9 protein-coding genes are annotated in these 13,877 nt (G+C 70.2%); 5 read left to right on the top strand and 4 right to left on the bottom strand.

The features are described from left to right. The first annotated feature begins 148 nt into the window (after positions 1-148). Positions 149-1,186: an alpha/beta hydrolase gene (locus EFL95_RS14405; protein WP_123234600.1), complete on the top strand. Its 1,038-nt coding sequence runs from the start codon at positions 149-151 to the stop codon at positions 1,184-1,186. A gap of 63 nt (positions 1,187-1,249) precedes the next feature. On the opposite strand, the gene EFL95_RS14400 is transcribed toward EFL95_RS14405, so the two are convergent. Further along, positions 1,250-7,999: a choice-of-anchor P family protein gene (locus EFL95_RS14400; protein ID WP_183407165.1), complete on the bottom strand. Its 6,750-nt coding sequence runs from the start codon at positions 7,997-7,999 to the stop codon at positions 1,250-1,252. Positions 8,000-8,282: 283 nt separating this feature from the next. Between EFL95_RS14400 and EFL95_RS14395 the strand changes: the two genes are divergently transcribed. Genes EFL95_RS14395 through EFL95_RS14380 form a run of 4 tightly spaced genes read left to right on the top strand, consistent with a single transcriptional unit; the run spans position 8,283 to position 11,177 of the window. Then, a complete protein-coding gene (locus tag EFL95_RS14395; protein WP_123234598.1) occupies positions 8,283-9,230 on the top strand; it encodes a glucosyl-3-phosphoglycerate synthase in 948 nt (315 codons plus the stop codon). After that, a complete protein-coding gene (folP, locus tag EFL95_RS14390; protein WP_123234597.1) occupies positions 9,227-10,090 on the top strand; it encodes a dihydropteroate synthase in 864 nt (287 codons plus the stop codon). The genes EFL95_RS14395 and folP overlap by 4 nt, the downstream gene beginning before the upstream one ends. After that, positions 10,087-10,491, top strand: a complete 405-nt coding sequence (locus EFL95_RS14385; protein ID WP_123234596.1) for a class III extradiol ring-cleavage dioxygenase family protein — start codon at positions 10,087-10,089, stop codon at positions 10,489-10,491. The genes folP and EFL95_RS14385 overlap by 4 nt, the downstream gene beginning before the upstream one ends. Beyond that, entirely contained in the window at positions 10,488-11,177 is a 690-nt protein-coding gene (locus tag EFL95_RS14380) for a dihydrofolate reductase family protein (protein ID WP_246004955.1), read from the top strand. The genes EFL95_RS14385 and EFL95_RS14380 overlap by 4 nt, the downstream gene beginning before the upstream one ends. Here the strand turns inward: EFL95_RS14380 and EFL95_RS14375 are convergent. The 3 genes from EFL95_RS14375 to EFL95_RS14365 are packed head-to-tail and all read right to left on the bottom strand — an operon-like array spanning position 11,174 to position 13,813. Beyond that, complete coding sequence (locus EFL95_RS14375) at positions 11,174-12,025, bottom strand: SGNH/GDSL hydrolase family protein (RefSeq protein WP_123234595.1); 852 nt, start codon at positions 12,023-12,025, stop codon at positions 11,174-11,176. The genes EFL95_RS14380 and EFL95_RS14375 overlap by 4 nt on opposite strands. Before the next feature lie 35 nt (positions 12,026-12,060). Beyond that, entirely contained in the window at positions 12,061-12,990 is a 930-nt protein-coding gene (locus EFL95_RS14370; RefSeq protein WP_123234594.1) for an MBL fold metallo-hydrolase, read from the bottom strand. Between the two features lie 10 nt (positions 12,991-13,000). Next, entirely contained in the window at positions 13,001-13,813 is an 813-nt protein-coding gene (locus tag EFL95_RS14365; RefSeq protein ID WP_123234593.1) for an adenylate/guanylate cyclase domain-containing protein, read from the bottom strand. Between the last annotated feature and the right edge of the window lie 64 nt (positions 13,814-13,877).

Genomic DNA, 13,877 nt, shown 5'->3' with positions numbered 1-13,877 from the left:
TCGAATGGGACTTCCGGGCGCTCCTGTCAAGGGCTGAACGGACATAACTGCCTTCGAGAATTCCCTTGCCCACAAGGCGAAACTGCCGATCTTCGGGGTACGGGACCGGTAGCGTTCTTGGGACCGGCACACGTGAGGAGAGCCAGTGATGAGCAGGGCTGACGGAGCGGTTGCACCGCTGCGCCTGGTGACACCGCTCGAGCGCGTCGAGAAGGCCGCGAGCCGTCTGCGTCGTACCGAGTTCGGCGGTGGCAGTGCCCGCTCCGCGATGCTCAACGCCGCCCTCGCGCACACCGTGAAGCCGTTCATCTCCGTCTGGGCGCGGATGCCGCTGGCGCCGTGGCCGTACTTCCTCGTCGACTACGCCGGCCTGGCGCTGAAGCCGGTCGAGGGCACCACCTTCGAGCGCATGGAGCTCCCGAGCTGCAAGGCCGAGGTGACCCGGACTCCGTCCTGTGAGGACCGCGTGGTCGTCTACCTGCACGGCGGCGCGTTCGTGGTCGGCGGCCGGTTCCTGCACCGCCAGCTGGTCTCCCGGATCGCGGAGGCCACCCGCTCCAGCGTCATCGCCGTCGAGTACCGCCAGCTGCCGGACCACCCGGTGAGCGCGTCGATCGCGGACGGCCTGGACGCCTACCGCTACGTCCTCGACTCCGGCGTGCCGGCCTCCCAGGTCGTGATCATGGGTGACTCCGCCGGCGGCTACCTGACCTTCCAGGTCGCGCTCGCGGCCGAGAAGGCCGGGCTGCCGATGCCGGCCGGGCTGATCGCCCTCTCGCCGCTGATCGACTTCGACGGCACCGCGAAGGTGACCGCCGAGTCCGCCGAGACCTGCGCGCTGTTCCCGAAGAACTGCTTCGACGGGCTGTCCCAGGTCGTCCTGCGGGCCTCGCTCCGCGCCGGCGAGGGGCACGCCCTGCCGGATGCGCCGTCGCGCGCGCTGCTGCACGGCCTGCCGCCGTCGCTGATCCAGGTCAGCTCGGCCGAGATGGTCTACCCGGACGCGGTCTCGATGGCCGAGTCGCTCGAGGTGGCCGGGGTCGACGTCGAGCTGCAGGTCTGGGACCACCAGGTGCACGTGTTCCAGGCCGCGGCCGGGATCCTGCCCGAAGCAGCCCAGGCGATCGAGGAGATCGCGGACTTCTTCGACCAGGTCATCCCGGACACGCTGCTCGCCTACGCCTGACCAGCGCCTGGGCACAGCAGGCGCTGGGTCCCGGCCCGAGCCGGGTCAGCACCCTGCCAGGGTCTATCCGAACGCCGTGTCGGCGTGCGCCTCGGCGGCGATCACCTCGATGCCGGGGTTGAGCTTGAGCAGCTTGTTCAGCACCGTCACCACGATGTGGATCGACCGCACGGTGATGCCGCTCGCATGCGTTCCGGCGCAGCTGTGGTTCGCCAGCCCGTCGTTGTCGCAGAACTGCTCGTTGAGGACGATGAACCCGATCCCGGGCAGCGTGATCACCGTGTTCGGCGCCGGTGTCCCGCTGATGGGGATGCCGAGCACCTTGAGGTCGACGAACTTGGTGCCGCCGTCGGTCGACAGCGAGCCCTGCCCGCCGGCCAAGGACTTCGCCTGGGCCCGCACGAGCGTCGCGCTCACCACGCAGCCGGCACCGCCGAGCAGGCACAGCGGGGTGCTGCCGTTGCCGGCCACCTCGGCATAGCTGTCGGAGGCCGCGCCGGAGGCGGTCGTCACACCGAACGAGCTGCTGTCGGCCACCAGGGCCCGCAGGCCGGCACCGTCCGGAGCCGGGAAGACGACCTGCGCGACGTGCTCCTTCTCGGAACCTCCCAGTGGCGAGATCCCGACGTAGCCCTGGGTGAGGTCCGCCAGCAGCACGTTGGTGTTCAGGCTGGCCACGTAGGCGTGACCGCTGACCTGCTGGTGCTGGGACCCCTCGCAGACGAACGTCTTCGGGAAGTCGCTGTGCGCGATCGCCTGACCCACGACCAGGTCGACGGCCTGGACGCCGAGCAGGACGCCGGTGATCTTTACGTGGATCATGTTCACGGTCAGATCGGCACCGTAGGTGTTGCCGCTCAGGCCCGCCGACGAGGTGCGCTCGTTGATCGCCACGTAGCTGTTGGCGCCGAAGATCGCCTTGTTGAGCGGGATCTTCGTGGTCTGGTTCAGGTTGACCGGCTCGAGGATGTTGGTCACCCTCAGGCCGACGATCGCCGAACCTGCCGAGCTCACGCCGGCGTACTCACCGGTGGCGTACGTGCTGGCCACCGCCCGGACGGCGTCCACCTGGACCGTGCAGATCCCGGCCACCGGCACCAGGCAGACGTTCGCCACCTCCGAGGTGCTGGTCTGTGCCGCCAGGTTCTGCGCGACACCGCTGCGGGCCAGGGAGTTGAGCACCCCGGCCGACAGGATGCCGTTGATGTTGGCCGACAGCACGCTGTTGTTGTTCACCACGGGTCCGCCCAGGCCGCTCTGGCTGGAGGAGGCCCGCGAGATCACCAGGCTGTTGCTGTTGACCCCGAACGGGTTGAGAAGGCCGTTCAGGAGGACGTTGATGATGCCCTTCGACTTCAGGTCGACCCCGACCGAGGAGCCCCACGCGTGCGCACCGCTCGGGTCCGGCTGCGGCGTGATCGCGTCGGTCACCGGGTTGGACGAGATCGGTGCCCCGTTGCCGATCCGCAGCTGGGCCACGTTGGTCACCGAGCAGGTCTGGTTGCTGGTCACCCGGACCACCAGGGTCACCGACCCGGAACCGCCCTTCGGCGCGATCGAGCCGACGTTCCAGGTCGCCGTCCCGGTGGCGCCGTTCGTGGTGCACTCGGCGCTGCAGGACTCGAACCGGGTCCCTGCCGGGATCGCGTCGGTCAGCGTCACCGGGATCGCCTCGGCGTCACCCAGGTTGGTGTAGCCGATCGTGTAGGTGATGAGCTGCTGTCCGAGCGAGTTCGTGTCCACCGAGCTCGACTTGATCACCGTCACCGAGGGAGCCGCCGTGACGCAGACCGTGGCTCCGGCTGCGTCCTCGCCGTCCACCCGGACCGTGTTCACGACCGGGTAGGTGCCGTCCTCGCAGGTGCCGCCACCGGACTCTCCGGTGTAGCGGTCCGGCAGCACCACCGAGTAGGTGAAGGTGACGCTGTCGCCGGCGCCGATCGTCCCGGTCTCGCAGGTGATCGTGTCGCCGTCGTCGACGCACGGTGCGCCGTCGTTGCTGCGGTGCACCGCGCTCGGGTCGAGCCGGTTGTCGTAGTCGTCGGTGAGGGTCGTCGACCCGGCCGCGTGGCCGTTGTTGGTGACGGTGATCGTGTAGCTGATCGTGTCACCGGGCCGTGCATCGGTCTTGTCGGCGGTCTTGGTGACGACCAGGTCCGGCGAGGCCGAGACGCAGACCGTCGCGGAGTCGTCCGGGCCGTCGCCGCCGTCGTCGCCGGCCAGGGTCGCGGTGTTGTCGATCGCGAACTGGCCGTCGCCACAACCCTCCGTGCTGTCGCTGTCGGAGTACGACGTGGGCAGCACGGCCGAGTAGCTGAAGACGACCTGGCTGTGGCCGGCGATGTCCCCGGTGTCACAGCTGAACGAGCCGCCGTTGTCCGTGCAGCTGCCGGTCCCGGTGTCCGGGGTCGGCAGCGACGGGCTCAGCCGGTTGTTGTAGTCGTCGGTGAAGCTCGTCGAGCCGCTGGCCGACCCCAGGTTCTTCACGGTGACCGTGTAGTTCACGGTGTCGCCCGGCTGGGCGTCGGTCTTGTCGACCGCCTTGGTGATCGAGAACTGCGCGCTGGCGTCCACGCAGACCGTCGCACCGTCGGTGGCGCCGCTCGCGGTGGTCACGTCGTTGTGGATCGCGAACTGACCGCCGTCGCAGCCCGATCCCGGGTCACCGGAGAAGGTGTCCGGCAGGGTGCCGCTGTAGGTGAAGGTCTGCGAGCCGCCGGCCGGGATCTCGGCCGTGCCGCAGTCCTTGAAGGCACCGTCGGTCAGGGCGCAGTCGTTGCCGCTCGGGTCCGAGGTGGCTCCGGTGACCGTCAGCCGGCTGTCCGGGGTGTCCGACCAGGTCGTCACGCCGGACGCGGTGCCGGTGTTCTCGACGGTGATCGTGTAGCCGATCGTGCCGCCCGGGGTCGCGACGTCGGTGTCGGCGTCCTTGGTCACCTTCCACTCCGGCGCCGCGGTGACACACGTCGTCACCGAGTCGCTGGACTCGTTGCTCAGCGAGACGCCGTTGACGACCGGGTACTGACCCGGCTCGCAGCCGCCGGTGCCGGAGTCGTTTCCGTCGAACGCGGAGGGCATCGTGGCGTCGTAGCTGAACGAGGTGTGGTCGCCGGCCTCGACGGTGCCGCTGGCACAGGTGAGCACGTCACCGTCGTCGGTGCAGGCGCTCGGGTAGCCGCTGACCGTCACGCCGTCGGCGTAGTCGTCCGTGGCGGTGGTGCTGCCGGGAGCGGTGCCGTTGTTGGTCACCGTCAGCGTGTAGTGCACCGTGTCACCCGGCTCGACGACCGTGGCGTGCTCGGCGGTCTTCTTCACCGTCAGGTCCGGGGCCGCGCTGGTGCAGACGGTCACACCGTCCGAGGAACCCTCGTTGTCGGCACCGTCGATCGAGACGGAGTTGACGACCGGGTACGCGCCGTTGCCGCACTCACCGTGGTCGTCCCCGGTGAAGGTGGCGGGCATGTTCACGGTGTAGGTGAAGTCCTGGTGGTCGCCGGCGACGAGCTCGTCGGTCGAGCAGGACAGCACCTTGTTGCCGCTCACGGTCTCCTTCGTGCAGCCGGCCGGCGGGTTCGCGATGTCGAGCGAGTCCGCGTAGTCGTCGGTGAAGTCCGTCGACCCGGCGGCGTTGCCGGTGTTGGTGACGGTGATCGTGTACGTGACCGGGTCGCCCGCGGACACCGTGGTGTCACTCGCGCTCTTGGACACGGTGAACTTCGGGCCGGCGCCGATGCAGATGACCACCGAGTCGGTCTTCGCGTCAGCATCGGCGTGGGCACCGCTCAGGGTGGCCACGTTCTTGAAGCCGTACTGGTTCGCGCCGCAGCCGAGGTTGCCCGGCGTACCGGTGAAGGTCTCCGGCACGGTCACGTCGTAGGTGAACGTCTGCTGGCCGAGCGCCGGGATCACGCCGGTGGTGCAGTCGAACTTCCCGGCCGCCGGCGAGCAGTTGTTGCCGCTCGGGCTGCTGGTCGCGTCTCCCGGGGAGAGCGCGTCGTCGTAGTCGTCGGTGAACGACGTGGAGCCGGCCGCCGTGCCGGTGTTCGACACGGTCACCGTGTAGGTGATCGTGTCGCCGGGCATCGGCGTGTTGTTGCTGACCGACTTGTCGATCGTGAACGTCGGGCTCGCGTCCACGCAGACCTCGGCACCCGCCGGGTCGGCGTCCACGCCCACCAGGGAGGCCGCGTTGGCGATCCGGTAGCCGCCGTTGTCGCAGACGTCGTTGCCGCTGAACGTGGCCGGGACGGTGGCCGAGTAGGTGAAGACCTGCGAGGAGTGCGCGGCGATGACGCCGGTGCTGCAGGTCATCGTCAGGTTCGAGCCCGCGGTGATGAAGCAGGAGCCCACCGACGGGTCGGTCGGGGTGAGCCGGTCGTCGAAGTCGTCGGTGAAGCTGGTTGCCCCGGCCGCGTCACCGTCGTTGAACACGGTGACCGTGTAGGTGATGGTGTCGCCCGGGTGCGCCGAGGTCTTGTCGACGCTCTTGGTGATCCGGAACTCCGGCGAGGCCGCCACGCAGACGACCGCGGTCGAGGCCGGGTTGGAGGCCAGGGTCGCGGTGTTGCTCACCGGGTAGGTCCCGTCGGCGCAGTCGTCGCTGCCGGAGACCGGGCCGAACGAGGTCGGCATCTTGGCGGTGTAGGTGAAGACCACCGAGTCGCCCGGGTCGACGGACCCGGTCGAGCAGGAGAACGATCCGCTGCCGGGCGTGCAGGACGCGCCCGAGGTGGTCGACGTCGGCAGGGTCGGCGCCAGGGCGTCGTCGTAGTCGTCGGTGAAGCTCGTCCCGCCCGGCGCCTGGCCGTCGTTGGTCACCGTGATCGTGTAGGTCACGGTGTCGCCCGGGTTCGCGGTGTCGGTGCTGGCCTTCTTGTCGATGCTGAAGTTCGCCGAGGCGCCGACGCAGACCGTGACGCTCGAGCTGCTGGAGCCGGAGGTCGCGGTGTTCTTGAGGGCGAACGACCCGGACGGGCAGTCACCGCCGGACATGCCGGTGAAGCTGGTCGGCATCTTCGCGGTGTAGGTGAAGGTCTCGGTGCCGCCGGAGAGGAGCTCGACCGTGGCGCAGTTGGTGAAGTCGCCGCCGGTCGGGGCACAGGTCGTGCCGTTGGCGTTGTCCGAGGTCGCCGAGCTGACGTCGGTCAGCCGCGGGTCGAGGTTGTCCGACCAGGTCGTCGAGCCGGCCGCCAAGCCGGTGTTCTGGACCTTGATCGTGTAGGTCACGGTCTGGCCCGGGTCGGCGGTCTCGTCGTCGACCGTCTTGGTCACCGTGAACGCCGCAGCGGCGCTGACGCAGACGTCGACGCTGGCCGTCGAGCTGCCGGTGCCGAGACTGACCGCGTTGTTGAAGCGGTACTGGCTGCTGGTGCAGGTGCCGCCGCCCTTGGCGCCGGAGAACGTGCCGGGCAGGGTCGCGGTGTAGGTGAACGTCTGGGACGCACCGGGAGCCAGGCTCGCGGTCGCACAGGCGTTGAACTGGCGGTCCCCGGAGGTCGTCGGGGCGCAGTCGTTGCCGGTTGGGTTGGCCGACACGGCGTTGCTGACGCCGATGAGCCGGTCGTCGTAGTTGTCGGTCCAGGTGGTCGAGCCGGGCGCGCTACCGGTGTTCTTGACCGTGACCACGTAGGTCAGGTTCCCGTTCGGCGCCTGCGTGCCCGAGACGCTCTTGGTGACGGTGAACGTCGAGCTGGCGCTGACGCAGACCGTCGCGGTGGCCGGGCCGGTGCCGGAGGTGACGTTGGTGCCCGCGGCGAAGGTCGCCGTGTTCTTCACCGCGAACTGACCAGCGGCACAACCGGTGCCGGCGCTGCTGAACGTGGTCGGCAGCTTCGCGGTGTAGGTGAAGGTCTGGGTGCCGTTGGGGAGCAACGAGTTCGTCGTGCAGCTCATCGAGCCCGAACCCGCGGTGCACCCGGCGGGCGTGGTGACGTTGGTGAGGTTGTTGTCGTAGTCGTCGGTGAAGGTCGCGGTGCCGGCCACGCCACCGGTGTTCGTCACGGTGACGTTGTAGGTGACGGTGTCGCCCGGCGCGGCCGAGGTCGGGTTCGCGGTCTTGGCGATCGTGAAGGCGGCCGGCGGCGGCGGCGGGGTCGAGCTGCCGACCTTGATGTTGTGCGTCTTGGCACCGCCGATGCTGGCCGCGAGCTGGGCGTTGCCGTTCACGGTCGAGGCGCCCTGCGCCCAGGCGCGCGGGGTCGAGGCCGGACCGGTCAGGGCCAGGTGGGCTCCGAACATCAGGATCGCGGTGACCGGACCACTGGTGGTGAAGGTGACGGTCGCAATGCCGGTGCTCCCGCTGTGCGTCACGGTCGAGCCGGTGATGGTGCCGCCGTACAGGGTCCACTGGCGGTCGGCCTGGGCGAGCTCGTGGGTGGAGACCACGATGTTGTAGCCGGCCACCACCGGTCCGCGAGACGCGGTGTCGGAGGGGATCGGGAACGTCGAGGGGGAACCGGCGCAGATCGAGGCCGCGTAGCCCAGGCAGGGCTGGGCACCGGTGACGGTGTAGTTGTACGTCGCGAGGTAGTCGATGATGTGCGAGCTGCCCGAGAGGTCGTCGTACGTCGTGGTGAACGAGTAGGTGCCGGCACTGTCGACGTTCAGCTCGACCCGCTGGGGGACGACCTGGTCCTCGCTGTACCCGCCGATCAGGTTGCCGCCGGTGTAGCCGCTGCAGACCGTGGTGGGGGTGCCGCGCTGGCACTGGTCGAAGGTGCCGACCGACGCAGCAGCGCCGGCCGGGGGAGCGACCACGATGGAGATTCCGAGAGCAGCCAGAGCACCGGCGAGGATGATTCGGAACGTACGCACAACTACCCCCAGATGGGTTCGGGAACAACGGCGTACCCCCCGAGAGGCCTCATTCCGCGAAAAGGGAGGGACGGAACGAGACGGGTGCGTACTCATTCGAATGACCGATCGGCCTAGTGTCAACGGGTGTCCGGTATCAGCCGTTCGGCTGGATAGACCACTCCAAAAGGCTGATTGGAACCGGTAGGTCTCGCTTGTCCGGGTCTGTCCTCGGGCACGGTTTCCGCGACGGATTCCGCGGCCGTCGCAGGTCCTCGGGGTGGGGGTCGCTAACCTCGAACGCGTGTCCGGCGACGTCGACTCCTGGTTCCGCACCCACACCTCGTCGTGGTGCGACCGCACCGTCGCCGAGCTGCTCGAGGCCAAGGCGTCGAGCGGCTCGGTGGTGAGCCTCGTCGTGCCCGCGCGCAACGAGGCCGCGACCGTCGGGGACGTCGTCACCCGGGTGCGCGAGGCCCTGGTCGAGACGACCGACCTGCTCGACGAGATCGTGGTCATCGACTCCGACTCCACCGACGACACCTACGCGGTCGCGGCCGACGCCGGCGCGGTCGTCCACCGGGCCGCCGAGATCCGTCCCGACCTGGGCTCGCACCCGGGCAAGGGCGAGGCGATGTGGAAGTCGCTCTTCGTGACCCGCGGCGACGTGCTCGTGTTCATGGACGCCGACCTGCTCGACTGGGACACCCACTTCGTGCCCGGTCTGCTCGGTCCGCTGCTGACCCGCCCGGAGGTGGCGCTGGTCAAGGGCTTCTACGAGCGCCCGCTGGCCGACGGGACGCTCGCTGACGACGTCGCGGCCTACGAGGGTGGACGGGTGACGGAGCTGGTCGCGCGCCCGCTGCTCAATCTTCTCTTCCCCGAGCTGGCCGGGCTGGTGCAGCCGTTGGCCGGGGAGTGGGCGATCCGCCGCGACCTGTTCGCCTCGCTCTCGGTGCCCACCGGGTACGCCGTCGAGCTGGCCGCGCTGATCGACACGCTCGAGGCCCGCGGGGTTGGCGCGATCGCCCAGGTCGACCTCGGGAGCCGGGCGCACCGGCACCAGGCGCTGCGCGACCTCGGGGGGATGGCCACCCAGATCATCGCCACGGCCCTGGAGCGGGCCGGCAAGCAGCCGCCGGGCGATGCCACCGTGCTGCGGCAGTACCACCGCGTCGACGGCGTCATCGAGCCCGTCGACCGGATGGTCCCCGAGGTGGAGCGCCCGCCTGCGGCAGGATTCCTGGCATGACCCTCAAGCTCGGGCGGCAGTCGTTCTCGGACGAGGCGACGCTGATGATGGCGATCGTCAACCGGACGCCGGACTCCTTCTACGACAAGGGTGCGACCTGGGCCGAGGACAAGGCCTTCGACCGGGTCGCCCAGGTCGTCGACGAGGGCGCCGAGATCGTGGACATCGGCGGCATCAAGGCAGCCCCCGGCGTCTTCATCGACGCCGCCGAGGAGAAGGAGCGCGTCGTCTCCTTCGTCGCGCGGGTCCGGGAGAAGTACCCGGACCTGGTCATCTCGGTCGACACCTGGCGCGCCGAGGTCGGACGTGCGGTGTGCGAGGCCGGGGCCGACGTCCTCAACGACGCTTGGGGCGGTGCTGACCCGGAGCTGGTCGACGTCGCCGCCGCGTTCGACGCCGCGATCATCTGCACCCACACCGGTGGGGTCACCCCGCGCACCCGGCCGTACCGGATCGAGTACGACGACGTGGTGGCCAGTGCCATCGCCGACACCACCGCCTACGCCGAGCGGGCACTGGCCGCCGGCGTCGCGCGGGAGAGCATCGTCATCGACCCGGCCCACGACTTCGGCAAGAACACCTTCCACTCCCTGGAGCTGACCCGGCGGCTGGACGAGATGGTCGCGACCGGCTGGCCGGTGCTGGTCTCGCTGTCCAACAAGGACTTCGTCGGCGAGACCCTGGACCTGCCGGTCGGCGAGCGGCTGACCGGAACCCTGGCCGCCACCGCGATCAGCGCGTTGGCCGGCGCACGGATCTACCGGGTGCACGAGGTCGTCGAGACCCGGCAGGTGGTCGACATGGTGAACACCATCGCCGGACGCCGGCTCCCGCAGCGAGCGATCCGGGGGCTGCAGTGAAGCTGCTCATCGTCCCCGGCGTGCTGGCCCTGCGCCCCGAGTACGCCTCGATCGAGGACCCGGTGGCCGAGCTGCGCAAGGCGGTCGCCGAGGCCACGGACTGGCTCGGGGACGGCCGGCTGGTCACCGCGAACGGATCGGCCATGCGGACCGAGAAGGCACCCGGCCACTTCGACGCCAGGGCCGAGACCTTCGACGCGGCCCTGGGTGCTGCGCTGCGCGCCGGGGATCTGGCCGCACTCCGGCGTCTCGACACCGTCCTGGCCGAAGAGCTCTGGGCCGACGTCGCCGCGCTGGTCGCGATCGCCGGCGAGCTGTCCGAGGTCACCAGCGTCGAGGTCGACTACGACGACGACCCGTACGGCGTGCAGTACTGGGTCGTGCGCTGGGAGTGCTCGTGAGCCTGCGGATCCTGATCGACGCCGGTGGTCGGACCGGCGAGGTGGCCGAGGCCGACCTCGAGGACCTCTACCGCCCGCCGCACCTGCCGTGGCTGCGGGTGAACATGGTCAGCACGCTGGACGGGGCGGCCAACGGCGAGTCCGGCAAGAGCGGCTCGATCAACAACGAGGTCGACAAGCTCGTCTTCCACGCCTTGCGCGCTCAGTGCGACGCCGTGCTGGTCGGTGCCGGCACCGCGCGCACCGAGAACTACCGCGAGGCCGCGGTCCCGCTGGTGCTCGTCTCCCACCAGGGCCAGGTCCCCGAGCAGCTGGCCGGGGCCACGCCCGGCAAGGTGCTGATGGCGACCTGCGCGTCCTCGCCGGGCCTGGACGCGGCCCGTGAGGTGCTCGGTGCGGACCACGTGATCGTGGCCGGCGACAGCCAGGTCGACCTGGTGGCGGTGAAGGCCGCGCTGGCCGAGCGCGGGTTGGGCAACGTGCTCAGCGAGGGCGGCCCGAGCCTGCTGCGCGACCTGCTGGGGTCCGGTGCCGCCGACGAGCTCACCCTGACCTGGGTGCCGCGGGTGATCGGTGGCGTGCACCCGCGGATCGTGATGGGGGAGTCGCTCGACCTCGACCTGGCGCCCGCCCTGCTGCTCGAGCAGGACGGGACGCTGCTGGGTCGCTGGCTGGTCCGGCGCTAGAGACCGAAGCGACGCGCGAACGCGTCCGCGAGGATCTGGTATCCCTGCGGTGTCGGGTGGATGTTGTTCTGGCTGCACATCGAGGTGAACTCGCAGATGTCCGCGACGTTGCGCGGCAGCTTGCCGTAGGGCGCGACCACGCGCTTGTTCGCGAAGTCCAGGGTGTGGAGGGCGGTCATCGCGTCGGCGACCTTGAACCCGTGCGCCAGGTACGCCGTCGTCTCGGCCGTGTTGATCGCCACCAGGAGCGACACCGACGCGGTGGCGAGGACCTGACCCTGGGCTCCGGTGAGCCAGTAGGCGAGGAACGGGTCGTAGTAGTTCATCCCCACCGACAGCGGTAGCTTCCCGTCCGCGGCGGTGAGCCGGTCCAGGATCGTCTGCAGGTTGGTCCCGATCTTCACGGTCCCCTGGGTGACGCAGGCGAAGTCGATCGATCCGCCCTCGGCGCAGCCGGCGACGTCGTTGGCCCCGATGTCCAGGGTCAGGTGGGTGACCTGCCCCCGGTGCGCGGAGAGGAACTGGGCGGCGACGTCGAGCTGCGAGGTCCCGACCGGGTAGCGGTCGGTGCAGCGCCCGCCGTCGATCATCGTCGAGGTGGTCTCACCGCTGCAGCCGAGCTTGACCAGCTGCAGCGAGGGGTCCTTGGCCTTCAGCTTCGCGTAGAGCAGGTCCGCGTACCCCTGGTCGGTGTCGCCGACGCCCGCCAGGTAGCCCTGCGACAGCGAGTCGCCGAGCGAGACGTAGTAGTGCGGGGTGTCCGCCGACGACGTGGACACCGGGACGAGGGCCGAGGCGGCCACCGCGGCGAGGGACGCGAGCGTGAGCAGGATGCGAGGTGAGCGCATGGGTCGAGCCTCCGGGAGGTGAGAGAACCTCGACCTTAAGCAGACCAGGGATCCTCGCGCTGCCAAACGGTCGGGAAGGACAGCGTCACGCCGTCGCGCTCGGCCAGCCGGCCCAGCACCCGCATCGTCACGTCCAGGTCGTCGCCGGCGTACGGAAGAGCGCGCAGCGGCGGGTCGTCCGGGCCCATCGGGAGCGGGGAGAAGAAGTCGTCCCAGTGGGTCAGCACGGCGCGGCGTGCCCCGGTCCGGCGCACGGTCTCGTCCCAGTAGGTCTGGATGTAGGACTCCGGCTGGATGCCGAGCTGCCCGATGCCGAGGTAGGCGACCTCCGCCTGGTGCCCGGCGAGCGACCCGACGACGTACCCGGCGCTGCCCTGGATCAGCGCGGTGCGTCCGGAGTCGTGCGCGACCAGGATCGACCAGGCCTCACCGCACAGGTAGGCGCCGACCTTCGCAGGCGGCACGACCGGCTCGGTGATCACGCCGGGGTAGCGGTCCGGCGGGCAGTGGTGCGAGACGACGAGGGTCAGGGTCCAGGCGCCGAAGCGGGTCGGCGTCCCGGGGGGCGGTGTGGCGATCCGGTCCCCGGGCAGGCCGGCGCCGCGGCCGAGATTGGCCACCGAGGTGCCGCCGACGAGCACCGCTCCGGTGCGCTCGGCGACCGCGGCCGAGTCCAGGGCGTGGTCGACGTGGCCGTGCACCGGGATCACCGCCTCGAGCCGGTCGATCCCGGCCTTGGCCAGGCAGGCCTCGATCCGGGACGCATCCGGCGCGAGCCTCCGGGTGAGCACGCTGACCATGCCGGGCCGGCTGAAGAAGCCGTCGGTGAGGATCGCCGACGTGCCGTCGTGGAGCAGCAGGCTGCTGACGCCCAGGAACGTCACCGACAGTCCGTCGCCGGCGGCCGGCACGTCGAACCGGTCGGCGTACGGAGCCAGGTCGGGGCGGCCGAGCTTGAGCCTCACCGTGCTGCCCTCACCGGCCGGTTCCGACGTGGAACAGCTCCTGCGGACCCTCGAAGCCCTTGAGCTCGACCGCCCCGGCGGGCGGGAAGTCGAACTCCTCCTCGAGCGCCTCGGCGATCTCGGCGGTCACCAGGATCTCGCCGCCCTGCGCCTGTCCGGCGACCCGGGCCGCGAGGGCCACGTTCTGGCCGAAGTAGTCGCCGTCGCGCTCGATCGCGGTGCCGGTGTGCAGGCCGATCCGCACCCGGATCGGGGTCCGGCGCAGCTCGCGGCTCCGGTTCCAGTTCGCACTCAGCGCCCGCTGGATGTCCAGGGACGCGGAGATCGCGAGCGTCGGGGTCGAGAACACCACCATGTGCCCGTCGCCGAAGCTCTTCACGATCAGGCCGCGGTACTTGTCGACGTAGGTCTCCACCAGCCGGTCGTGGGCGCTCAGCACCTTGAGCCAGCGCGCGTCGCCGAGCTGGGTGTTGAGCTGGGTGGAGTTCTCGATGTCGGAGAAGAAGATGGTGACGGTGCCGTCCTCGCCGGCGACCCGCCCGATCGCGGCGCGCTGGTCCGCGGCCCAGCGGTTGAAGTCCTCCAGGGTGCTGACCAGCATCCCGCCGACGCCCTGCTCCCGGACCCGGGCGACCGCCTCGACGACCGAGCGCACGGCGCTCGCGGTCCGCACGGCCCGCGGGGAGGAGCCTCCGGCGAAGGGGGGCGGTACCCGGCGGTTGGCCTCGGCGAGCTCGGCGCGGGTGGCCCGCAGCTGGAACAGTGCCCAGCCCAGCGCGGCGCTGACCAGCAGCAGCGCGATCCCCAGGACGAGTGCGAGCACGCGTGAACTCTGGCACAGGCGGATGACGCCCGCGTTACCGCGTGAGATAGTAAGAACCTGTTCT

Origin of the sequence: Nocardioides marmorisolisilvae (assembly GCF_003725775.1) — a bacterium.
In the GTDB taxonomy this organism is placed as follows: Bacteria; Actinomycetota; Actinomycetes; order Propionibacteriales; family Nocardioidaceae; genus Marmoricola; species Marmoricola marmorisolisilvae.
This window is presented reverse-complemented; position numbering and strand designations above follow the sequence as displayed.

What these genes read in the sequence shown, in the direction of transcription:
- folP (WP_123234597.1), top strand. Translation starts at nt 9,227, where the DNA reads ATGACCCTCAAGCTCGGGCGGCAGTCGTTCTCGGACGAGGCGACGCTG.
- EFL95_RS14405 (WP_123234600.1), top strand. Translation starts at nt 149, where the DNA reads ATGAGCAGGGCTGACGGAGCGGTTGCACCGCTGCGCCTGGTGACACCG.
- EFL95_RS14375 (WP_123234595.1), bottom strand. Translation starts at nt 12,025, where the DNA reads ATGCGCTCACCTCGCATCCTGCTCACGCTCGCGTCCCTCGCCGCGGTG.